18 protein-coding genes and 1 pseudogene are annotated in these 20,459 nt (G+C 74.3%); 11 read left to right on the forward strand and 8 right to left on the reverse strand.

Features of this window, described 5'->3' with window-relative positions; genetic code table 11:
- The first annotated feature begins 290 nt into the window (after positions 1–290).
- Positions 291–509: a winged helix-turn-helix domain-containing protein gene (locus ACLQ2V_RS23675; RefSeq protein WP_425720753.1), complete on the forward strand. Its 219-nt coding sequence runs from the start codon at positions 291–293 to the stop codon at positions 507–509.
- A 211-nt stretch (positions 510–720) separates the two neighbouring features.
- On the opposite strand, the gene ACLQ2V_RS23680 is transcribed toward ACLQ2V_RS23675, so the two are convergent.
- Positions 721–1,827: a hypothetical protein gene (locus ACLQ2V_RS23680; RefSeq protein ID WP_425720754.1), complete on the reverse strand. Its 1,107-nt coding sequence runs from the start codon at positions 1,825–1,827 to the stop codon at positions 721–723.
- Positions 1,828–1,861: 34 nt separating this feature from the next.
- Here ACLQ2V_RS23680 and ACLQ2V_RS23685 point away from each other — a divergent pair, with 34 nt between their 5' ends.
- The gene (locus ACLQ2V_RS23685) at positions 1,862–2,362 is read left to right on the forward strand and encodes a cation:proton antiporter regulatory subunit (RefSeq protein ID WP_425720755.1); all 501 of its coding nucleotides are present in this window, start codon (positions 1,862–1,864) and stop codon (positions 2,360–2,362) included.
- Between the two features lie 7 nt (positions 2,363–2,369).
- Positions 2,370–3,575: a cation:proton antiporter gene (locus ACLQ2V_RS23690; RefSeq protein WP_425720756.1), complete on the forward strand. Its 1,206-nt coding sequence runs from the start codon at positions 2,370–2,372 to the stop codon at positions 3,573–3,575.
- A gap of 79 nt (positions 3,576–3,654) precedes the next feature.
- Here ACLQ2V_RS23690 and ACLQ2V_RS23695 read toward each other — a convergent pair whose 3' ends face one another.
- The 5 genes from ACLQ2V_RS23695 to dnaK all read right to left on the reverse strand — a co-directional run bounded on the left by ACLQ2V_RS23695 (position 3,655) and on the right by dnaK (position 8,427).
- A complete protein-coding gene (locus ACLQ2V_RS23695) occupies positions 3,655–3,867 on the reverse strand; it encodes a hypothetical protein (RefSeq protein WP_425720757.1) in 213 nt (70 codons plus the stop codon).
- A gap of 148 nt (positions 3,868–4,015) precedes the next feature.
- Positions 4,016–4,450, reverse strand: a complete 435-nt coding sequence (locus ACLQ2V_RS23700; protein ID WP_425720758.1) for a heat shock protein transcriptional repressor HspR — start codon at positions 4,448–4,450, stop codon at positions 4,016–4,018.
- A gap of 32 nt (positions 4,451–4,482) precedes the next feature.
- Positions 4,483–5,667, reverse strand: a complete 1,185-nt coding sequence (dnaJ, locus tag ACLQ2V_RS23705; protein ID WP_425720759.1) for a molecular chaperone DnaJ — start codon at positions 5,665–5,667, stop codon at positions 4,483–4,485.
- A 79-nt stretch (positions 5,668–5,746) separates the two neighbouring features.
- Positions 5,747–6,505, reverse strand: a complete 759-nt coding sequence (gene grpE, locus ACLQ2V_RS23710) for a nucleotide exchange factor GrpE (RefSeq protein ID WP_425720760.1) — start codon at positions 6,503–6,505, stop codon at positions 5,747–5,749.
- Positions 6,506–6,552: 47 nt separating this feature from the next.
- Complete coding sequence (dnaK, locus tag ACLQ2V_RS23715; RefSeq protein ID WP_425720761.1) at positions 6,553–8,427, reverse strand: molecular chaperone DnaK; 1,875 nt, start codon at positions 8,425–8,427, stop codon at positions 6,553–6,555.
- A gap of 195 nt (positions 8,428–8,622) precedes the next feature.
- Here dnaK and ACLQ2V_RS23720 point away from each other — a divergent pair, with 195 nt between their 5' ends.
- The 3 genes from ACLQ2V_RS23720 to ACLQ2V_RS23730 are packed head-to-tail and all read left to right on the forward strand — an operon-like array spanning position 8,623 to position 13,425.
- Positions 8,623–10,467: an ABC transporter gene (locus ACLQ2V_RS23720; protein ID WP_425720762.1), complete on the forward strand. Its 1,845-nt coding sequence runs from the start codon at positions 8,623–8,625 to the stop codon at positions 10,465–10,467.
- Positions 10,464–12,155 carry a GTPase gene (locus ACLQ2V_RS23725; RefSeq protein WP_425720763.1) on the forward strand — a complete coding sequence of 564 codons (1,692 nt, stop codon included), beginning with the start codon at positions 10,464–10,466 and terminating at the stop codon, positions 12,153–12,155. Before ACLQ2V_RS23720 ends, ACLQ2V_RS23725 begins: the two co-directional genes overlap by 4 nt.
- A 52-nt stretch (positions 12,156–12,207) precedes the next feature.
- Positions 12,208–13,425: a hypothetical protein gene (locus ACLQ2V_RS23730; RefSeq protein WP_425720764.1), complete on the forward strand. Its 1,218-nt coding sequence runs from the start codon at positions 12,208–12,210 to the stop codon at positions 13,423–13,425.
- A gap of 42 nt (positions 13,426–13,467) precedes the next feature.
- On the opposite strand, the gene ACLQ2V_RS23735 is transcribed toward ACLQ2V_RS23730, so the two are convergent.
- Positions 13,468–13,992, reverse strand: a complete 525-nt coding sequence (locus ACLQ2V_RS23735; RefSeq protein ID WP_425720765.1) for a phosphoesterase PA-phosphatase — start codon at positions 13,990–13,992, stop codon at positions 13,468–13,470.
- A 104-nt stretch (positions 13,993–14,096) separates the two neighbouring features.
- Complete coding sequence (locus tag ACLQ2V_RS23740) at positions 14,097–14,834, reverse strand: hypothetical protein (protein WP_425720766.1); 738 nt, start codon at positions 14,832–14,834, stop codon at positions 14,097–14,099.
- A gap of 502 nt (positions 14,835–15,336) precedes the next feature.
- On the opposite strand from ACLQ2V_RS23740, the gene pdhA reads away from it, so the two are divergent.
- The 5 genes and pseudogenes from pdhA to ACLQ2V_RS23765 form a co-directional block, all read left to right on the forward strand.
- On the forward strand, positions 15,337–16,521 hold the full coding sequence (gene pdhA / locus ACLQ2V_RS23745; RefSeq protein ID WP_425720767.1) for a pyruvate dehydrogenase (acetyl-transferring) E1 component subunit alpha: 1,185 nt from the start codon (positions 15,337–15,339) through the stop codon (positions 16,519–16,521).
- A complete protein-coding gene (locus ACLQ2V_RS23750; protein WP_425720768.1) occupies positions 16,521–17,510 on the forward strand; it encodes an alpha-ketoacid dehydrogenase subunit beta in 990 nt (329 codons plus the stop codon). The genes pdhA and ACLQ2V_RS23750 overlap by 1 nt, the downstream gene beginning before the upstream one ends.
- Before the next feature lie 5 nt (positions 17,511–17,515).
- Positions 17,516–19,042 (forward strand): dihydrolipoamide acetyltransferase family protein, encoded by a 1,527-nt coding sequence (locus ACLQ2V_RS23755; RefSeq protein WP_425720810.1) that lies wholly within the window; start codon positions 17,516–17,518, stop codon positions 19,040–19,042.
- A 224-nt stretch (positions 19,043–19,266) separates the two neighbouring features.
- Positions 19,267–19,404 (forward strand): hypothetical protein, encoded by a 138-nt coding sequence (locus ACLQ2V_RS23760; RefSeq protein ID WP_425720769.1) that lies wholly within the window; start codon positions 19,267–19,269, stop codon positions 19,402–19,404.
- Between the two features lie 364 nt (positions 19,405–19,768).
- Positions 19,769–20,459, forward strand: a pseudogene (locus ACLQ2V_RS23765) (hypothetical protein); the annotation flags it as partial.

Here is a 20,459-nt window from a genome sequence, read left to right on the forward strand (position 1 = left end):
TCCTCGACGACTCTTGTGCCAGGCCGGATTGGGCGGTCGGTCGACGGGGGCCGACCGACCGCCCGGCCCTGTCGCCAACAGCGCCAACCGCGCGAACAGGACCAACCGGGGAGGTCGGGACGGTCAACCGGGGATTGCCGTCCCGCCCCGTCGAGCGCCCCAAGTGCCATCCGGGAGCGTTCGACCACAACCTACAATTGCCACCGGTTGTAGGCCAACGACCAACCACCGATTGCTTGAAGTCGGAGGTTGCGCCGTGATCGAATGGGCATGCCATCCGGGGAGTGTGTATGCCCAAGCAGCAGTACCAAGTGCTCGCAGACGAGCTACGGAACAAGATTGAATCAGGCGAGTGGCCACCCGGCGCAAAGTTGCCGAGCCGGTCACAGCTCTGCAAGGAGTACGGCGTGTCGGACACTGTGGTCGGGAAGGCCATGATGATCCTCCGAGCGACCGGGCTGACCGAGACGCTCGAAGGGGTGGGCGTATTCGTGGCGGAGAAACTTTAGGTCACCTCGTCAGCTCTCGTCCTTCGTCGGGCTGACCCTGCACCTGAGCCCGCAGGGTTGATGACGCAAACGACTCAGCTCCAAAGGCGGCGAAACAGAGACAGGCCCCGCCCGACGCCGCGCGAGCCACCCCACCATCCGGCCGCGCTCGACCCTGCGCGAGCAGCCGCAACCGCACGAACCGCCGACACCCGGCCGCGAACCAGGCGGCTCAGGTGGCTTCCAGCACCACCCGCACCCAGTGCCGGCCGCCGACCGGGCCCGAGGCCAGCAGCACCTCGGCGGGGGCGCGGCCCACCACCGTGCCGTCGTCCAGCAGGCTCAGGTAGTGCTCGGGGCCGAGCGGCCAGTCCAGCCGGTCGTACCGGCCGTCGGCGACGACGCCCACGCCGGCCGGGCCGCTAACGGCGAACCGCCCGGTGGTCAGGGGCACCACCGAGAGCGCCCGCGCGGGATGCCCCTCGGCGGGCAGCGGGATCCACCGGTCCAGGTACCGCCAGAGGGTGGGGAAGCCCGTCCGGTCCGGTGGCCAGCCGACGAGCCGCACCTCGCCGTCCGGCCCGACCATCGGCTGCAACGCCCCGAGCGCGGGTGCCGGCAGCGCAGTCCGCTGCCAGCTTCGCCCGCCGTCGGGCGAGATCGCCGCGTACGGCTTGCCGCCGTCGAGGCCGGCTGCCACCAGCAGGCCGCGGGCCTCGACGAGGCCGTGCAGGTCAGGCACCGGCGGCTGGACGGGCAGGGGCGTCATGCGTCGCCCCTGCCAGCGGACCGCCCGGCCGGTGGCCTCGTCGAGCTGGAAGCGGCCCTGGGCGGCCCGCCAGGCGGCGGGGGCCCGATCCCCGAGGGAGTGGGCGAAGGTGACTCCGCCGTCGGTGGAGGTGTACCAGTCGCGGGGGTCGACGAAGAGCGCCAGGGTGCCCGGCACGGCGTAGAGCTGCGGGTTCGCCGCGTCGGGGTGCGGGTGCCGCAGCGGCCGCCAGGTGCGCCCACCGTCGACGGTGGAGTAGAGCAACGCCGGGCAACTCCGCTCCGTCGTCGACGCGGCGGCGCAGCCGCTGAACTGGGCAAACCCGCGTTCGGCGGTGACGAACTCGATCATCGGCGGGTCGTACCGCCGGCCCGCGGTGAGCCGGACGTGGCGTACCTCGACACCCTCCTGATGCGACGGCGGTCCGCTCTGCGGCGGCCCGGTCTGCGGCGGCCGGGGCGACGCGGTGGTCCGATCCGGCGGTCGGCGGCGGACGTCGCCGATGGAACAGCCGGCGAGCAGCGCTACGAGCAGCAGCGTCAGCCCGGTGCGTAGCCCTTGACCAGCCATTGACCTTCCTCCGCAGGGCTGTACCCTTGCCGCCGTGCGAGTACGTGTCGAACAGACTGCCTTACCCGGGATCGGTATGCGTCACGATCTGGTGACGGAATCCGGCCGCCGGCTAGGCGTGGTCTCCCACCGCAATGGCCGCCGCGACCTAGTTCTGTACGACCCGGACGATCCCGACTCCTGCCAGGCGGACATACCGCTGACCGACGACGAGGCGGAGGCGCTGGCCGACATCCTCGGCGCGTCGCTGATGCTCGGGCAGCTCTCCGGGCTGCGCGAGCAGGCCGCCGGGCTGCTCACCGAGCAGATCGTCATTCCGGCCGGCTCGAAGTACGTCAACAAGCGGCTCGGCGACACCAAGGCTCGTACCCGGACCAGCGCCTCCATCGTCGCCGTCCTGCGGCGAGGCGAGGTGATCGTCTCGCCGGACCCGACGTTCCGCTTCGAGGCCGGTGACGTGGTGGTCGTGGTCGGCAACCGCCAGGGCCTCGACGGGGTCACAGCCATTCTCGCCGACAACCATCCGGACGGCTGAGCCGCGGATGCACGAGACCACCACGCTGCTCATCGAGGTCGGTGCGCTGCTCTTCCTGCTTGGGCTGCTGGGGCGGCTCGGGCGGCGGATCGGCCTCTCCCCCATCCCGCTCTACCTGCTCGCCGGGCTCCTCTTCGGACACGGCGGGGTGCTTCCGCTCAACGCCAGCGAGGAGTTCTTCGCCGTCGGCGCGGAGATCGGCGTGATCCTGCTGCTGGTCATGCTGGGCCTGGAGTACTCGGCCGGCGAACTGGTCGGCAACCTCCGCGCGGCGGCCCCGGCCGGCCTGATCGACGGGCTGCTCAACGCCCTGCCCGGCGCGGCGTTCGCCTTCATGCTCGGCTGGGACTGGGTGGCCGCCCTGGTGCTCGGCGGCATCACCTGGGTCTCCTCGTCGGGCGTGATCGCCAAGGTGCTGGCCGACCTGGGGCGGCTCGGTAACCGGGAGACCCCGGTGATCCTCTCGGTGCTGGTCATCGAGGACCTGGCGATGGCCCTCTACCTGCCGCTGCTCACGGCGGTGCTGGCCGGCAGCGGCCTGCTCGGCGGCGGCATCGCGCTCGCCGTCGCGGTGGGCACCGTCGTGCTGGTGCTCGTGGTGGCGATCCGGTACGGCCACCTGATCTCGACGGCCCTGTCGGCGAAGGACCCGGAGGCGCTGCTGCTGGGCGTGCTCGGGCTGACACTGCTGGTGGCCGGCATCGCGGCGAAGCTTCAGGTGTCGGCGGCGGTCGGCGCGTTCCTCGTCGGCATCGCCCTCTCCGGGCCGGTGGCGCACCACGCCACCGAGATGCTCTCCCCGCTGCGGGACCTCTTCGCCGCCGTGTTCTTCGTCTTCTTCGGGCTGGTCACCGACCCACGGGACATCCCGCCGGTGCTGCTGCCGGCGCTCGGGCTGGCCGTGGTGACGATGGCCACGAAGACGCTCACCGGGTACCTGGCCGCGCGGCGGGTCGGCATCGCCGAGCCGGGCCGGTGGCGAGCGGGTCTGGCGTTGGTGCCACGCGGGGAGTTCTCCATCGTCATCGCCGGGCTCGCCGTCGCCGCCGGCAGCGTCGAGCCGAGGCTGGCGGCGCTCGCCACGGCGTACGTGCTGATCACGGTGGTGACCGGGCCGATGCTGGCCCGGCTGCCGGACTTCGCCTGGTTCAAGGTGTGGCTGCGGCGGCGGGCCGCCCGCCAGCGGGCCAGGCCGCTGCTCAGCACCGAGTGAGCCGGCACGCCTGCCTTGCACCGCTCGGGGCCGGGTCGACCAACGGGTCGGCTCGGCCCCGGGCGCGTCGGTCGGGGAGCTAACGTCCCGTTTCGCCGCCCCGCGCGGTGCCGGAGTCGGTGTCGGTGTCGTGGTCGTGGTCGTGGTCGGTGCGGTCGGCGAACCGCCCCTTCTTGATCTTGTCGGTGAACTGGCCCGCGCTGATCGTGTCGAGCTTCCTTTGGGCCGACTTCGCCACCCGGTCGAGCCGTTCCTCCGCCTGTTCCGCGATCTTCCTGGCCGGTTCCGACATGGTTCCCCCTCGCCGTCGCGGTCGATCCAGCGATGCGCCCCGTCCATTTTGCACGGATGGCACCTGATTCACAGGTTAACGGAGCCGGCCCGGCCCGCGCCGGGATACCCGGAAGCGGACCGGGCCGTCGAGCGGGCCGGCCGTGGGGTCAGTGGTCGCGGCGCGGCCGCCAGACCACCAGGGCCGTGGAGGCGCGGTTGGTGGGCACCAGGTCGCGGCCGGGGAAGCGGGCCAGCGACTCCAGCTCCGCCACCCGGCGGTACGCGGCGTCGAGCTCCGCCTCCAGCCGGGCGATCCGCTGCTGCGCCTGCTCGAGCAGGCGCTCCTGGCCGATGATCCGCTTGACCCCGGCGAGGTTGACCCCCTCGTCCTGGCTGAGCCGCTGCACCTCGCGCAGCAGCACCACGTCCCGGACGCTGTAGCGGCGACCGCCGCCCGCCGCCCGCCCGGCCTGCACCAGGCCGAGCCGGTCGTACTGGCGCAGCGTCTGGGGGTGCATCCCCGCCATCCGCGCCGCCACCGAGATCATCAGGACCTTGGCCTCGTAGGCAGGGTCATCCGAGCCGATGAACTCCACCGACATGCCCGCTCACCTCCGCACGCACTCCAGCTGGCTCAACTGAATCGACGCACCCTGGCGTCGAGGTGTTCCCGGGCGGCCGGCGGGGACTGCTCGGCGAACGCCTCCAGCGCCGCCCGCGCCTCGTCGGACACCCGTGCCGGCACCACCACGTCCAGCGTGACCAGCAGGTCGCCGGGCTGGCCGTTGCGACGCGTCACGCCCTTGCCCCGCGCCCGCAGCACCCGGCCGCTCGGCGTGCCCGGCGGCACCCGCAGGGTCACCGTGCCGTCGAGCGTGGGCACCCGCAGGTCCGTGCCGAGCACGGCCTCCGGGAAGGTGATGGGCACGGTCAACGTCAGGTCGTCGCCGGTACGCCCGAACAGCTCGTCCGGCCGGACCTTCACGTGCACGAACAGGTCGCCGGCCGGGCCGCCGCGCTCGCCCGGCTCGCCGCGCCCGGCCAGCCGGATGCGCTGCCCGTCGGCCACCCCGGCGGGGAAGCGGACCTTCAGCGTGCGGGTCTTGGTGACCCCGCCGGTGCCGTGGCACTCCGGGCACTTCTCCTCGACGACCGTGCCGACGCCCTGACAGGTGCGGCACGGCTCGGAGAAGCTGAACGACCCCTGGTTGCGGGTGGTCACCCCGGCGCCGTGGCAGACCGGGCAGGTCACCGGACGGGTGCCGGGCTTCGCCCCGCTGCCGTCGCAGGTGTCGCAGACCCCGGGCGCGCGCAGGGTCAACGGGAGGGTCACCCCGTGCACCGCGTCGCCGAAGTCGAGCGCCACCTCCGTCTCGATGTCCCGGCCCTTGGCCGGGCCCCGCGCCCGGGACGGGCCACCGGCCGCCCCGCCCCCCGAGAAGATCGAACTGAACAGGTCCTGGAAGCCGGGGCCGCCGCCACCGAAGCGACGGTCACCGCCAGCGGCGCCGCCGCCGAAGAGGTCGGAGGCGTCGAACGGCGGCCCGCCCGCGCCCCGGGCGTTGCGCCGGAACGCGCCCGAGCCGAAGAGCGAGCGCATCTCGTCGTACTCGCGGCGTTTGGCCTCGTCGCCGAGGATCGCGTACGCCTCCGAGACCGCCTTGAAGCGCTCCTCGGCCTGCGGGTCGCCCGGGTTGTGGTCCGGGTGCGACTCCCGAGCCAGCTTCCGGTACGACTTCTTGACCTCGTCCGAGGAGGCGGACTTCTGCACGCCCAGCGTGGCGTAGTAGTCCTTCTCGATCCAGTCCTTGGAACTCACCGGTCCACCCCCTTCCACGGGATCTGTCCCGGTCGTCCCGCCCACCCGGTGCGGGCGGGCGGGACGACTCGGGTCGGCACTACTGCGGGTCGGCGACCGCGACCAGGGCCGGCCGCAGCAGCCGCTCGCCGAGCTGATAGCCCCGACGCATGACCTGCACGCAGGTCGGCTCGGTCACCTCGTCGGAGGTCTGGTGCGCCACCGCCTCGTGCCGGGTCGGGTCGAACGGGTCGCCCTGCTCGCCGAAGGCGGTCAGGCCGAACTTGCCCAGCGCGGTGGTGAGCTGTTCGGCCACCGAGCCGAACGGGCCCACCAGGTCGCCGTGCTCGCGGGCCCGGTCCAGGTCGTCCAGGATCGGCAGCAGCGCGGCGAGCACGGTGCCGGTGGCCTTCTCCTGGACCAGGTTGCGATCCCGGTCCACCCGCTTGCGGTAGTTGGCGTACTCCGCCGACACCCGCTGGACATCCCGGGTCCGCTCGTCGAGCTCGCCCCGCAGCGCCTCCAGCTCCGCGCCGAGCGGAGCGCCGGTGGCCGGGGCACCGCCGTCGACGGGCTGGGCCGGGGCGTCCACCACCGGCGGACCCTCGGGCGTCGGCCCGTCCACGGCGGTGGCCTCGACCTCGATCTCGTCGACCACCACCTCGGCGTCGGTCACCAGCCCCTCGGCCGGGACGTCCGCCCCGGCGTCGGCGGCGGCGGGCTCCTCCGACTTGTCGACCTTGCGGTTGTCGCGGATGACGACCCGCGGCTTCTCGCCGGCCTCCTGCCCCGCGGTCGCGGAGCCACCCGGCGTCGACCCGGTGGAACCCGGGTCGGCGGCTCGTGGCTTCTCCGTCATGCGGTTACCTCATCCCTCTGCTGTGCGTACGTGTGCGAGGCGGATCGTCACTTCTTGTCCTTGTCCTCGTCCACGATCTCCGCGTCGACGACGTCGTCGGCGCCACCGGCCTGCGGGCCACCGGCCTGCGGGCCACCGGTCGCCCCGGCACCCGCCCCGGCCGCGCCCGGCTGCTCACCCTGGTCGGCCTGAGCCGAGTAGAGCAGCGAACCGGCCTGCTGGGAGACCTGCGCGAGCCGCTCGTGGGCCGACTTGATCTTCTCGATGTCCTGCCCGCCGAGCGCGCCACGCAGCTCGCCGAGGGCCTCGTTGATCTGGTCCCGGTTCTCGCCCGGCAGCTTGTCGCCGCTCTCGGCGAGGAACTTCTCGGTCTGCCACTGCAGGGCCTCGGCCAGGTTGCGGGTCTCGGCCTCCTCGCGGCGACGCTTGTCGTCGTCGGCGTGCTCCTCGGCGTCCCGGCGCATCCGCTCGATGTCGTCCTTCGGCAGCGAGGAGCCGCCGGTGATCGTCATCTTCTGTTCCTTGCCGGTGCCCAGGTCCTTGGCGTGCACGTTGACGATGCCGTTGGCGTCGATGTCGAACGTGACCTCGACCTGCGGCACGCCGCGCGGCGCGGGCGGCAGGCCGGTCAGCTCGAAGGTGCCGAGCTTCTTGTTGTAGGCCGCGATCTCCCGCTCGCCCTGGAAGACCTGGATCAGCACCGACGGCTGGTTGTCGTCGGCCGTGGTGAAGACCTCGGAGCGCTTGGTCGGGATGGTGGTGTTGCGCTCGATGAGCTTGGTGAAGATGCCGCCCTTGGTCTCGATGCCCAGGCTCAGCGGGGTCACGTCGAGCAGCAGGACGTCCTTGACCTCGCCCTTGAGCACGCCGGCCTGCAGGGCGGCGCCGACGGCGACGACCTCGTCGGGGTTGACGCCCTTGTTGGGCTCCTTGCCGGTGAGCTGCTTGACCAGGTCGGTGACGGCCGGCATCCGGGTCGAGCCGCCGACGAGGATCACGTGCTCGACGTCGGAGACGCGGATTCCGGCGTCCTTGACGGCCTGCTCGAACGGGCCCTTGCAGCGGTCCAGCAGGTCCTGCGTCATCCGCTGGAACTCGGCGCGGCTGAGCGTCACGTCCAGGTGCAGCGGGCCGGCCGAGCCGGCGGTGATGTAGGGCAGGTTGATGTTGGTGGTGGTGGCCGCCGAGAGCTCGATCTTGGCCTTCTCGGCCGCCTCGCGCAGGCGCTGCAGGGCCATCTTGTCCTGGGCCAGGTCGATGCCGTGCTCGCCACGGAAGGTCTTCACCAGGTGGTCGATGATGCGCTGGTCCCAGTCGTCGCCACCGAGCTGGTTGTCACCGCTGGTGGACTTGACCTCGACCACGCCCTCGGCGAGCTCCAGCAGGGAGACGTCGAAGGTGCCGCCACCGAGGTCGAAGACCAGGACGGTCTGCTCCTTGGAGCCCTTGTCCAGCCCGTACGCCAGGGCGGCGGCGGTCGGCTCGTTGACGATCCGCAGCACGTTGAAGCCGGCGATCTCGCCGGCCTCCTTGGTCGACTGGCGCTGGCCGTCGTTGAAGTAGGCCGGGACGGTGATCACCGCGTCGGTGATCTGCTCGCCCAGGTAGGCCTCGGCGTCCCGCTTGAGCTTCATCAGCGTCCGGGCCGAGATCTCCTGCGGGGTGTACTTCTTGCCGTCGATGTCGACGGTCCAGGTGGTGCCGATCTCCCGCTTGACCGAGCGGATGGTCCGGTCCGGGTTGGTCACCGCCTGACGCTTGGCGACCTCACCGACGAGCACCTCGCCGTTGCGGGCGAACGCGACGATCGACGGGGTCGTCCGCGAGCCTTCGGCGTTGGCGATGACGGTGGGCTCACCGCCCTCGAGAACGCTGACGCAGGAGTTCGTCGTACCGAGGTCGATACCGACCGCACGTGCCATCTTCGCTTCCTCGCTTCTTACGTCGGAGCAGGCGACGGGCTGCGCCCGCCCTGCACAAGTCACAAGTTGAGTGAACTTGACTCAATAGTGCCACGCCTGCGCCGATCGTCAAGTCGAGTTGAGCCGAGCTGACGCAACTTCATGTTGCCGGGGACCCGGTTGTCTTCCGTTGCATCGGTCGGGCACGCTTTAGCGGTGACGACGCATGGCGATCCCGCCACCCGACCCGGTTCGCCCGCCGTCGCCGCCCGCACCGGCGGGGCCGCCGCCGGGGAGCAGCCGCCCGGCCCCGCCGCCGACGGCCTGCCCGCCGCGCTCACCGACCTGCGGGCCGCGATCGGGGCGGCCCGGTTCCCGCTCGCCCTGCCCTCGGCGCAGGACGCCCGCCAGGTCGGCGCGGCCGTCGGCGCCCAGCTCGACGACTACCTGCTGCCCCGGCTGGCCCGGCTCGACGCGCCCCTGCTCGTGGTCGTCGGCGGCTCCACCGGGGCCGGCAAGTCGACCCTGGTCAACAGCCTGGTGCAGGCCCGGGTCAGCGCCGCCGGGGTGCTCCGGCCGACCACCCGCTCGCCGGTGCTGGTCTGCAACCCGACCGACTCCGGCTGGTTCCGCCAGGGCGAGCTGCTGCCCGGCCTCACCCGCACCAGCGAGCCGAGCGAGGACCCGGGCACCCTGCAACTGGTCAACGCCCCCGCACTCCCCGCCGGCCTGGCCTTCCTCGACGCCCCCGACATCGACTCGGTGGTCGACGCCAACCGGGCGCTGGCCGGCCAGCTCCTCGCCGCCGCCGACCTCTGGCTCTTCGTCACCACCGCCGCCCGGTACGCCGACGCCGTCCCCTGGGAACTGCTGCACACCGCCCGGTCCCGGGGCGTGGTGATCGCCATGGTCCTCGACCGGGTGCCGGCCGACGCCGCCGACGAGGTCGCCGCCCACCTGGCCGAGATGCTCGCCGCCCAGGGCCTCGGCGCGGCGCCGCTGTTCGTCCTCCCCGAGACCCAGGTCGACGGCCAGGGGCTGCTGCCGGAGCAGGTCACCGCCCCGCTGAGCGACTGGTTCGGCCGGCTCGCCGCCGACGCCGGGGCGCGGGCCGCCGTCGTCCGGCAGACCCTGGACGGCGCGCTCACCGCCCTGCACGCCGCGGTGGCGGGGCTCGCCGACGCCGCCGACGAGCAGGCCGCCACCGCCGACGCCCTCGACGAACGGGTCCTGGCCGCCTACCGGGGGGCCGAACGGGTCGTCGAGCAGGGGCTCAAGGACGGCCGGCTGCTCCGCGGCGAGGTGCTCGCCCGCTGGCAGGAGTTCGTCGGCACCGGCGAGTTCTTCCGCACCCTGGAGGCGCGCATCGGCCGGCTGCGCGACCGGGTGGTGGCGGCGGTGACCGGCCGGCCCGCGCCCGCCACGGAGCTGCGCAACGCCATCGAGTCCCAGCTCGTCACGCTGCTGCGCGGGGTGGCCGCCGAGGCGGCCGAGAACGCGCACACCGGGTGGAAGGCGCACCCGGCCGGCGCGGCGCTGCTCGACCCGGAGCTGGCCCACCCCGGCGCGGGCTTCCCCGACCGCGCCGAGCGGCTGGTCCGCGACTGGCAGCGCGGGGTGCTGGAGCTGGTCCGGGTCGAGGGCGGCGACAAGCGCTTCGTCGCCCGCACCGCCGCGTACGCGGTCAACGCCACCGGGCTGGCCGTGATGATCGCCGTCTTCGCCTCGACCGCCTTCATCCCGACCGGGCTGGAGGTGGCCGCCGGGGCCGGCACCACCGTCGCCGCGCAGACCGTGCTCCAGGCGATCTTCGGCGACCAGGCCGTGCGTACGCTGGCCAACCAGGCGCGGGCCGACCTGCTGGCGCGGGTCCGGGAGCTGCTCGACGGCGAGGCCGCGCGGTTCCTCTCCCGCACGGCGGCGGCCCGGCCGGCGGCCGACGCCGGCGACGCGCTGCGGGCCGCGGCCGACCGGGTCGCCGACGCCCGGCAGCGCAGCGACCTCGGGGCGGCCGACGCGTCGCCCCTGCCGCAGGCCACACCCGAGGGCGAGGACCGGTGAGCAACGTCGTGGGACGGGTACGCGAGGCGCTCCGGAGCGGTCAGCGCGTCGACGCGGACGCCCTGGTCGCCCGCCTGGACGCGGTCCGCCGCTTCCTCGACGCGGTCGACGGTCACCTCCCCGCCACCGCCCTGGTGCCCGCCTACACGCTGGTCGAGCGGGCCGGCACCCGGTTGACGCTCTCCCGTGACCACACCGTCGTCGCCCTGGCCGGCGCCACCGGCAGCGGCAAGTCGAGCCTGTTCAACGCGCTCTCCCGGCTGACCCTCTCCCCGGTCGGGGTGCGCCGCCCCACCACCGGGGTGGCGCATGCCTGCGTCTGGGGCCCGGTCGAAGGGGCGAACCGGCTGCTCGACTGGGTGGGCGTGCTGCCCCGGCACCGCTTCGTGCGGGAGAGCGCGCTGGACGCCGACGACGAGGCCGCCCTGCACGGTCTGGTGCTGCTCGACCTGCCCGACTTCGACTCGGTGCAGCGCGCACACCAACTGGAGGTGGACCGGCTGCTCGGCCTGGTCGACCTCGTGGTCTGGGTCGTCGACCCGCAGAAGTACGCCGACCGGATGATCCACAACAGCTACCTGCGCGAGTTCCGCCGGCACCGCGACGTGACGCTGGTGGTGCTCAACCAGGCCGACCAGCTCCCCCCGGCCGAGCTGCCCCGGGTGCTGGAGGACCTGCGCCGGCTGCTCGACGCCGACGGGCTGGACGGCGTCCCCCTGCTGGCCACCACCGCCGTCGACCCGGCCGGGACCGTCGAGCTGCGGGGCACGCTGGAGCGTACGGTCGCCGGTCGGCAGGCCGCGCTGCGCCGCCTCGCCGGCGACGTCGACGAGGTCGTCGCCGGGCTGGGCGAGCTGGTCGCCACGGAACCGCCCACCGGCGGCCCGGCCCGGGCCGGCGTCGAGCCGCTGACCAGGGCGCTGGCCGGGGCGGCCGGCGTGCCGACGGTGGCCGAGGCGGTCGAGGGGGCGTACCGGCACCGGGCCGGGGCCGACACCGGCTGGCCGCTGGTGCGCTTCTGGCGACGGCTGCGCCCCGACCCGCTGCGCCGGCTGCACCTGCCCGGCCCGGCCACCGGCGGTGCGGCCGACGACCCGGCGGAGAGCCTGGTCGCCGCCACCTCCGTACCCGATCCGACCGCCGCCCAGCGGGCGGCGCTGGGGCTGGCGGTGCGGGCGGTGGCCGACGACGCCGCGGCCACCCTCCCGGCCCCCTGGGCCTCCGCCGTGACCTCCGCCGCCCGTTCCCGCCTGGTGGACCTGCCGGACGCCCTGGACCGCGCCGTGGCCGGCACCGACCTCGGCCTGGACCGTCGGCCGCTGTGGTGGCGCTTCGTCGGCGCGGTGCAGTGGCTGGTCACGGTCGCGGCCGTGGCGGGCCTCGGCTGGCTGGCCCTGGGCTACGCGCTGCGCGCCCTCGGCCTGCCCGCCCTGGGCTACCCCCGGGTCGGCGAGGCCCCGCTGCCCACCGTGCTGCTGCTCGGCGGCCTGCTCGCCGGGCTGCTGCTGACGGCGCTGAGCCGCCCGGTGGTGCGGTGGTCCGCCCGCCGGGCCCGCCGCCGGGCCGAGCGACGGCTCACCGCCGAGGTGGCCGCGGTCGGCCGGGAGTACGTGGTCACGCCGGTCGGCGCGGTGCTCGACCGCTACGCCCTGGCGAGGCAGGCGTTGCGGGACGCCGACCGCCGCTGACCGCCCCGGTTCTTCACTGTCCGAGGCTCCCGCGCGGGCGTAGGGTCGACGCATGGCCACGCCTCAGACCCCCTACGACGCGGTGCTGCATGCCGCACGCGACGTGACCAGGCTCGACACCGCCCTCGATGCCGAGATGCTCGGCGCGGCGCTGCTCGGCAGCGTCTACGCGGTCGCGGAGATCGACCGGGAGGGGGCGGTACGGGAGTTCGTCGCCGGCTTCCTGGCCGCCACCGCCCGCCGCCGCACGGCGGCCGCCAAGACCATCCGCTGCGTCTTCGCCTCGCTGGTGCCGGAGGCGGAGGGCGCGGCGAAGGTCCTGCCCGGCGCCCAGGCCCCGGCCTGGACCGAGCAGCTCGGCCGGGTCCACCTCACCGGCACCTGGTGCTACGGCGACGTCTACGGCGATCAGACCTCCTACCTGGCCACCTTCGCCTACGACGACCCGGCCGGCGGCCCCGAGCACGCGCTGGTGGCCCTGATCGACCACAACATCGGCATCGCCAAGGACGTCTTCGTGGGCGGCCCCGCCGGGCGGATCGTCGACCAGGTCCGGGAGATGGTCGCCGGTGACGAGCTGACCTGGTTCCGGGAGGAGGACCCGGCCCGGATGCACGGCGAGGTCCGCCGGCACCTGGCGGTCACCGACGACCTGGGCGAGCTCCCCGCCGAGGGGTCGCTGGCCACCGACCGCGCGCTGGCCGGCGCGCGCCTGGCGCTGCTGCCCCCACCGGCGCGGCCGGCCCGCGACGCCACGCCGCTTTCCGGCGACGAGCGGACCGCCCTGGTCCGGGCGTTCCTGGCCTCCCCCGAGGCGGCCCGGTTCGACCTGGACCCGTCCGACGACGCCGGGCTGGCCTCGCTGCACTTCTGCCTCAGCCTGCTGCTCGACCACGCCGCGAGCTTCCCCGACGCCGACGCGCTGCGGTGGAGCCCCACGGTGGCCGAGCTCTTCCTGCTCGACTGGGTGCACCGGCGGGCCGTGCTCGACATGGACGACGCCGCGATGCTCCCCCGGGTGCTGCGCGGCTGGGCGGCGTACGCGGCCCGGCGCAAGGCGCTGCCGGAGGCGGCGGCGGCCCAGACCGACACGGCGATCGAGGAGATGGTGCCCGAGTTCGCCCGGCTCTACTCGACCGGGGAGCGGCGCAGCCCGGCCACGGCGGCGGTGGCCCAGCTGATGGCCGACGGGGTGGACCCGGACGACCCGGTCGCCCTGGACGCCTGGATCGAGGCGAACCGGCACCGGCTCGCCGACGACGGCGCCTGACCGACGACGCCCTGCCCCGATGGATCGGCGGGGGCGGGCCGGTCAGGCGAGCGCGGCGTAGACGACGCCGGCGATCAGCCCGCCCACGGTGCCGCCCACGACGACCTGCGGCACCGTGTGGGCCCGCAGGCGCACCCTGGACCAGGCCGCCAGCGCGGGCAGCGGCACGGCGACCAGCAGCGGGGCACCGAAGGTGAGGACCAGCACCACCACCGCCCCGGCGGCCACCGCCGTGTGGATCGACATCTTCCACCAGTGGCTCACCGTCGCCGCCACCACCAGCCCGACCGCCCCGGCGGCCACCAGGGCCAGCAGCGGGCGAGGCGCGTCGAACGCCGCCAGCAGCGCCCACCCGGCGGCCACCGACGCCAGCCCGAACAGCAGCGGCAGCCGGCGTTGCTCGCGCACCCCGACGTGGTGGTCGGTGAGCCGCCCGCGCCGCACCCCACCGAGGATGTACGCGAACGGGATCCCGCTGACGAAGACGGTGGCCAGCAGCCCCCAGGCCAGCCCCTGCACGCCGTCCCCGGCACCGTGCCAACCGATCGCCACGGTCAGCACGGTCACCAGGACGGCGGGCGCGGTCAGCTCGGTGACCAGCCGGGCGATCCGCAGACCCGGCCCGGCCGGCGTGACCGGGGCCGAGCGCTCGTCGGGCAGGCCCGGCCCGGTCAGCGCCCCGTCCTCGGCGGCGCGGCCCTGGGCGGCGCGGCGCTCGGCGTCGGCCCGCCGTCGTCCGGAGGACGCGTCGTCGGATCGGCGCTCGTCGTCGGATCGGCGCTGTTCGACGGGGTCGGCTCCTCGGGCGGGACGGACTGCGTCACCGTGGGTTCGGCCGAGGGCGGTGCCGACGGTCGCGGCCCGGTCGGTGCCGGCGTCGGACGGGGCCGTGGGCGGGGCGTCGGGCGCGGATGCGGCAACGACGTCGGCTCGGGGCTCGACGTGGGCGGTCGGGGGCCGGCGGGAGTCGGTGCCGGGGGCGGCGGGTCGCGTACCGCGTCCGGGCCGGGCGGTGCGGGTTCGGGCGGTGCGGGGACCGACGGCGGCGCGGCGGGGGGCAACGGCCGGGCCGTCGGCAGCACGGTCGGGCCCGGGGGCGCGGACGGGGGCGCCGCCGGCCGGCCGGCCGCCGGGGCCGGGACGATCACCGGGCCGACGGACGGGGTGGGAATGAACGGCGTGCTGCCGTCGGGCAGCGCCGTGCCGCCCACCGTGGCGGACCCGGCGCTGATTCCGGCCAGAATCGGCATCGAGGCGGTGCCGGCGAGCAGCGCGACGGTGAAGAGGTAGCCCCGGGCGGGGCCCCGGGCACCGGGGGCGCGGTGCGCGCCGACGACGGGGCGGTAGCCGCCGCCCGCACGGTGCCGGCCGAGGAGCGGAACGGTCGGGTCCTCATCTGGCTGGGACACGGGCCCTCCTCCTCGTTGTCGTCGGTCGCGGCCCGGCAGGAGAGCCATCGGCACAAAAGGACATAACCCCACGAAAGGATTGCCTGACGCCACTAGCTTGGACCAGTGACCCACAGTCCACCAGGCACCACGGCGTGTCGACACACACTTTGTCCGTCCCCCGCAAACCGGTGAGGATCGCCCACAGCGGACGTCCGAGCGGCCGGCGGACCAGGGCCAGTCCCTGAACCTGGGCGGGCGTACTGTGGGCCCGCTCACCTCCTCTGCGAATATGGACCATGACGGCAACACGCCGCGGCCCCCGCGCACCCCGCGACGGGCGCGGCTGGCGCCGGCGCTCCCGGGCCGGATTCGTCCCCACGGATCCGGCTCACGCCGCGCGGCAACCTCCACCGGGGCTAGGCGCGGCCGCCAGGACCAGTTCGGCACCAGCCGGGCCGGCGCACGATCCGCGCGGACGGGACAACCCCGGCGCCGCCGCACGAACGACAGGGAGAGACGGATGGCAAAGGGCGACCCTGGGGTCACCACGGGCGGCCGGCGGGCCGCACCCCGCTCGAAGCGAGCCGCCAAGTCGGCCGCCGGCGACCCGGAACTCGTACAGCTGCTCACGCCCGCTGGCGAGCGCGTCGAGAGCGCGATCGGCCCGGACGGCACGGAGTACCGCGTCGACTTCACCGACGACGAGTACCGCGCGTTCTACCGCGACCTCGTGCTGGTCCGCAAGCTCGACGCAGAGGCGACCGCGTTGCAGCGGCAGGGCGAGCTGGGCCTCTGGGCCAGCCTGCTGGGCCAGGAGGCGGCGCAGGTCGGCTCCGGGCGGGCGCTGCGCAGCCAGGACATGGCCTTCCCGACCTACCGGGAGCACGGCGTCCTCTACTGCCGGGGCATCGACCCGATCATGCCGCTCGGCCTGTTCCGGGGCGTCGACCAGGGCGGCTGGGACCCGAACGAGTTCAAGTTCAACATGTACACCATCGTGATCGGGGCGCAGACCCTGCACGCGACCGGGTACGCCATGGGCGTCGCCATGGACGGCAAGACCGGCGGCGACGACGGCGAGGCGGTGATCGCCTACTTCGGCGACGGCGCCACCAGCCAGGGCGACGTCAACGAGTCGTTCGTGTGGGCCAGCGTCTTCAACGTCCCGCTGGTGTTCTTCTGCCAGAACAACCAGTACGCCATCTCCGAGCCGCTGGAGCGGCAGACCCGCGTGCCGCTCTACCGGCGCGCGGGCGGCTTCGGCTTCCCCGGCGTCCGGGTCGACGGCAACGACGTGCTGGCCTCGTACGCGGTGACCCGGCACGCGCTGGACAGCGCGCGGCACGGCCAGGGCCCCAGCCTGATCGAGGCGTACACCTACCGGATGGGGGCGCACACCACCTCGGACGACCCGACCCGGTACCGGATCGCCAGCGAGGTCGAGGCCTGGCAGGCCAAGGACCCGATCGCCCGGATGCGGGCGTTCCTGACCCGGCAGCAGATCGCCGACGACGGCTTCTTCGCCGAGGTCGACGAGCAGGCCCGCGCCGAGTCGGTGCACCTGCGCGAGCGGGTGCTGGCCATGCCCGATCCCGAGCCGGTGACGATGTTCGACCACGTCTACCCCAACGGGTCCCCGGAGCTCGACGAGCAGCGGGCGCAGTTCAGCCGCTACATGGAGTCCTTCGAGGGGAGCGCCCACTGATGGCCACGGAGACGCTGACCCTCGGCAAGGCGCTCAACACCGGCCTGCGCCGGGCCTTGGAGGACGACCCCAAGGTCATCATCATGGGCGAGGACGTCGGCAAGCTCGGCGGCGTCTTCCGGATCACCGACGGGCTGCAGAAGGACTTCGGCGACCAGCGGGTGATCGACACCCCGCTGGCCGAGTCCGGCATCATCGGCACCGCGGTCGGCCTGGCCATCCGCGGCTTCCGCCCGGTCTGCGAGATCCAGTTCGACGGCTTCGTCTACCCCGCGTACGACCAGATCGTGTCGCAGGTGGCGAAGATGCACTACCGCTCGCGGGGCAAGCTGCGCATCCCGATGGTCATCCGGATCCCGTTCGGCGGGGGCATCGGCGCGGTCGAGCACCACTCCGAGTCGCCGGAGGCGTACTTCGCGCACACCGCCGGCCTGAAGGTGGTGAGCTGCGCCAGCCCGCAGGACGCGTACTGGATGATCCAGCAGGCCATCGCCTCGGACGACCCGATCGTCTTCCTGGAGCCGAAGCGGCGCTACTGGGAGAAGGGGCCGGTCGAGCTGGACGCCCCGCTCTCGCAGGCGTACCCGCTGCACTCGGCCCGGGTGGTGCGGCCCGGCACCGACGCGACCGTGCTGGCGTACGGGCCGATGGTCCGGACCTGCCTGGAGGCGGCGATCGCCGCCGCCGAGGACGGCCGGGAGCTGGAGGTCGTCGACCTGCGCACGCTCTCCCCCCTGGACCTGGACGCCGCGTACGAGTCGGTGCGACGCACCGGCCGGTGCGTGGTCGTGCACGAGGCCCCGGGCAACCTGGGCCTGGGCTCGGAGATCGCCGCCCGGATCACCGAGCGGTGCTTCTACTCCCTGGAGGCCCCGGTGCTGCGGGTGACCGGCTTCGACACCCCCTACCCGGCGTCCCGGGTGGAGGAGGAGTACCTGCCCGACCTCGACCGGGTGCTCGACGCCGTCGACCGCACCTTCGGCTGGTGAGCGGCATGTCGCGGATCAAGGAATTCAACCTGCCCGACCTGGGCGAGGGCCTGGCCGAGGGCGAGATCCTCGCCTGGCTGGTCAAGGTGGGCGACACGATCGAGCTGAACCAGCCGATCGTCGAGGTGGAGACGGCGAAGGCGGCCGTCGAGATCCCGGCGAAGTGGGCCGGCCAGGTGCGGTCGATCTTCCACCCGGAGGGGAGCACGATCGAGGTCGGCACGCCGATCATCGCGATCGACACCGACCCGGGCGCGGGCCCGATCGAGGAGTCGACGACGGGCACCCCCTCGGCCGACCTGCCCACCCCGTCGGCGGCGTCGCTGGCGGCGGTCGAGGTGGCCCCGAGCGAGGGCGCGGTCGAGCCGGGCCTGATCGGCGGGCCCGCCCCGGGTGGTCGCACCGCCGTGTTGGTCGGCTACGGCCCGCGTACCACGGCGGCGAAGCGCCGCCCGCGCAAGGCCGGCGTCCCGACGCAGGCCACGGCCCCGGCGGCCCCGGCGGTCCAGGCTCCGGCGGCCCCGGCCCCGGCGCAGGTCCCGGCGCAGGCCGCTCGGGTCGCCCCGGCGGCCCCGGCCGCGCCCGACGTGCCGGGCTCGGGGCCGGGCGACGGGCGGGTCGGCGGGCGGGTCGGCGGGCCGGTGCTGGCCAAGCCGCCGGTGCGCAAGCTCGCCAAGGACCTCGGCGTCGACCTCGCCACGCTGACCGGGTCGGGCCCGCTGGGCTCGGTCACCCGCGAGGACGTGCAGCGGGCGGCGAGCGAGGCTGCGACGGCGGCGGCGGAGCCTGCGGCGGTGCCGGCCCCGGCCAGGACGGCCGCGAGCTTCGGCACGGACCGCGAGCAGCGCATCCCCGTCAAGGGGGTACGCAAGCTGACCGCCGCGAACATGTCCCGCTCGGCGTTCACCGCCCCGCACGTGACGGAGTTCCTGACCGTCGACGTGACCCGGTCGATGAAGGCCCTGGACCGGCTGCGCGGCCGGCGGGAGTGGCGGGACGTGCGGGTCTCGCCGCTGCTGCTGGTGGCCAAGGCGGTGCTCCTGGCCGTCGAGCGGCACCCGATGGTCAACTCGACGTGGGCCGACGACGAGATCGTCGTCAAGGAGTACGTCAACCTGGGCATCGCGGCGGCCACCGGGCGCGGCCTGATCGTGCCGAACATCAAGGACGCCGGCCGGCTGTCGCTGCGCGAGCTCGCGGATGCGCTGACCGATCTGGTGCAGACCGCGAAGGCCGGTCGCACCTCGCCGGCCGACATGTCCGGCGGCACCCTGACGATCACGAACGTCGGGGTATTCGGGGTGGACACCGGCACGCCGATCCTGCCGCCGGGCGAGTCGGCGATCCTGGCCTTCGGTGCGGTACGCGAGCTGCCCTGGGTGCACAAGGGCAAGGTCAAGCCGCGGCAGGTGACCACGCTGGGCCTCTCGTTCGACCACCGGATCGTCGACGGGGAGCTCGGGTCGAAGTTCCTCCGCGACATCGGAGACTTCCTCGCCGATCCGGAGGCGGCGTTGCTCGCCTGGACCTGACCGGTTTCCGACACCAGCAACGGCCGGTGTGCACGGGCTGACGCCCGGCACACCGGCCGTTGCCATTGCAGGGACGAAAGCACCTGCCCCACACCCAGTTGACCTACGATCGTTAGGTCGGTGTTCCACCTCACCTACGGATCGTTGGAATTTTCTCCCTGGCTGCGCTTAAATGGAGTCAGACACCGGGGCTGACAACCGAATAGCCAGGAGGAGAGACCCAAATGAGCATGATCCAGCGAATCCGCACCCGCCGTGACGCCAACCGCCGGGCCCGCGCCATCGACCACGCGCTGCGTTCCGCCAACTCGCCCGCCGTGCGGGACGAGCTGATCGCCATCGCCCAGCGTCACATGAGCTGACGCCCTTCGCCTTCCTCACCTCCGCGACACGAAGGCCCGCACCACCCCAACACGCCGACCCGCCCGGGCACCCCGGACGGGTCTTCGGCATTTTCGACCTCGTTGACACCGGGATTCCGCCTCGCGGCAGCGCCCGGTACGGTGGGGCTCGGTCGTCAACCGCCCGACCGGACCCGTCGTGCCGATAGATGCTGCTCGACACCGTCCGGCGACGCGGAGTGACGGCCGGCGCTCCCCGGGATGCCGCGAACGGTCACACCGGACACGGTCCGGGGAGTCCCCACGGCCGGTACCGCCGGCGGCGGCATCCACGCCGACGCACCGTCGGCATCGGCGGCCGACATGTGATGGAGGAGGCGCACCGATGACGTCCGAGGGCCCGCACCACCCCGGCCAGGAGCCGGACGAGGTGTCGCCGGGCAGCGGCGCACCCGCGCCGTACGGCGTCGCCAACCCGGACCTGGGCTGGGCACCGCCGCCCCCCGCTACCCGGCCGAACCCGCCCGCTCCCGCCTGGTCCGCCCAGGGTGACCAGCCCCCCACCGCCGCGTGGGGCGCCGCACCGGGAAACAGCCCGGCGCCGACCACCGCGTGGGGAGCCGCGCCGCAGGCCGGTCAGCCCGCCACCGCCGCGTGGGGCGCCGCACCGGAGCAGGACCAGGCGCCGACCACCGCGTGGGGAGCCCAGAGCCCGGCCCAGCAGCCGGAGCCGGGCCGGCCCGACCCGTGGGGGCCGCCGGCCGGCGCGTCGCAGCAGCCCTCCTGGGGCCAGCCCGACCAGCCCGGAACCGGCTGGTCTCCCGCCGGGCAGCAGGCACCGGCCGACGCCGGGACCCAGCCGGCCTGGGCCGGCCAGGCGGAGCAGTCGCCGGCGGCCTGGGGCCAGCAGCCCGCGCCGGCCGCCCGGGGCGCCGCCCGCGTCCCCGTCCCCGGCCAGGCCACCCCGCCGGCCCCGCCCAGCCCGCCGGCCCAGCCCGACCCGCCGGCCCAGCCCGACGCGGCGCAGGACGCCTGGCCCGGCCGCGACGACCCGAACCACAACCCCTGGCCCGGCC

The organism is Micromonospora sp. DT233 (assembly GCF_049841815.1).
GTDB lineage: Bacteria > Actinomycetota > Actinomycetes > Mycobacteriales > Micromonosporaceae > Micromonospora.

Bases quoted from the DNA above. Each gene is read 5' to 3' on its own strand.
- ACLQ2V_RS23700 (WP_425720758.1), bottom strand. From the start codon at position 4,450: ATGTCGGTGGAGTTCATCGGCTCGGATGACCCTGCCTACGAGGCCAAG.
- dnaK (WP_425720761.1), bottom strand. From the start codon at position 8,427: ATGGCACGTGCGGTCGGTATCGACCTCGGTACGACGAACTCCTGCGTC.
- ACLQ2V_RS23755 (WP_425720810.1), top strand. From the start codon at position 17,516: ATGTCGCGGATCAAGGAATTCAACCTGCCCGACCTGGGCGAGGGCCTG.
- ACLQ2V_RS23675 (WP_425720753.1), top strand. From the start codon at position 291: ATGCCCAAGCAGCAGTACCAAGTGCTCGCAGACGAGCTACGGAACAAG.
- ACLQ2V_RS23730 (WP_425720764.1), top strand. From the start codon at position 12,208: ATGGCCACGCCTCAGACCCCCTACGACGCGGTGCTGCATGCCGCACGC.
- ACLQ2V_RS23750 (WP_425720768.1), top strand. From the start codon at position 16,521: ATGGCCACGGAGACGCTGACCCTCGGCAAGGCGCTCAACACCGGCCTG.
- ACLQ2V_RS23695 (WP_425720757.1), bottom strand. From the start codon at position 3,867: ATGTCGGAACCGGCCAGGAAGATCGCGGAACAGGCGGAGGAACGGCTC.
- ACLQ2V_RS23680 (WP_425720754.1), bottom strand. From the start codon at position 1,827: ATGGCTGGTCAAGGGCTACGCACCGGGCTGACGCTGCTGCTCGTAGCG.
- pdhA (WP_425720767.1), top strand. From the start codon at position 15,337: ATGGCAAAGGGCGACCCTGGGGTCACCACGGGCGGCCGGCGGGCCGCA.
- ACLQ2V_RS23690 (WP_425720756.1), top strand. From the start codon at position 2,370: ATGCACGAGACCACCACGCTGCTCATCGAGGTCGGTGCGCTGCTCTTC.
- ACLQ2V_RS23760 (WP_425720769.1), top strand. From the start codon at position 19,267: ATGAGCATGATCCAGCGAATCCGCACCCGCCGTGACGCCAACCGCCGG.
- grpE (WP_425720760.1), bottom strand. From the start codon at position 6,505: ATGACGGAGAAGCCACGAGCCGCCGACCCGGGTTCCACCGGGTCGACG.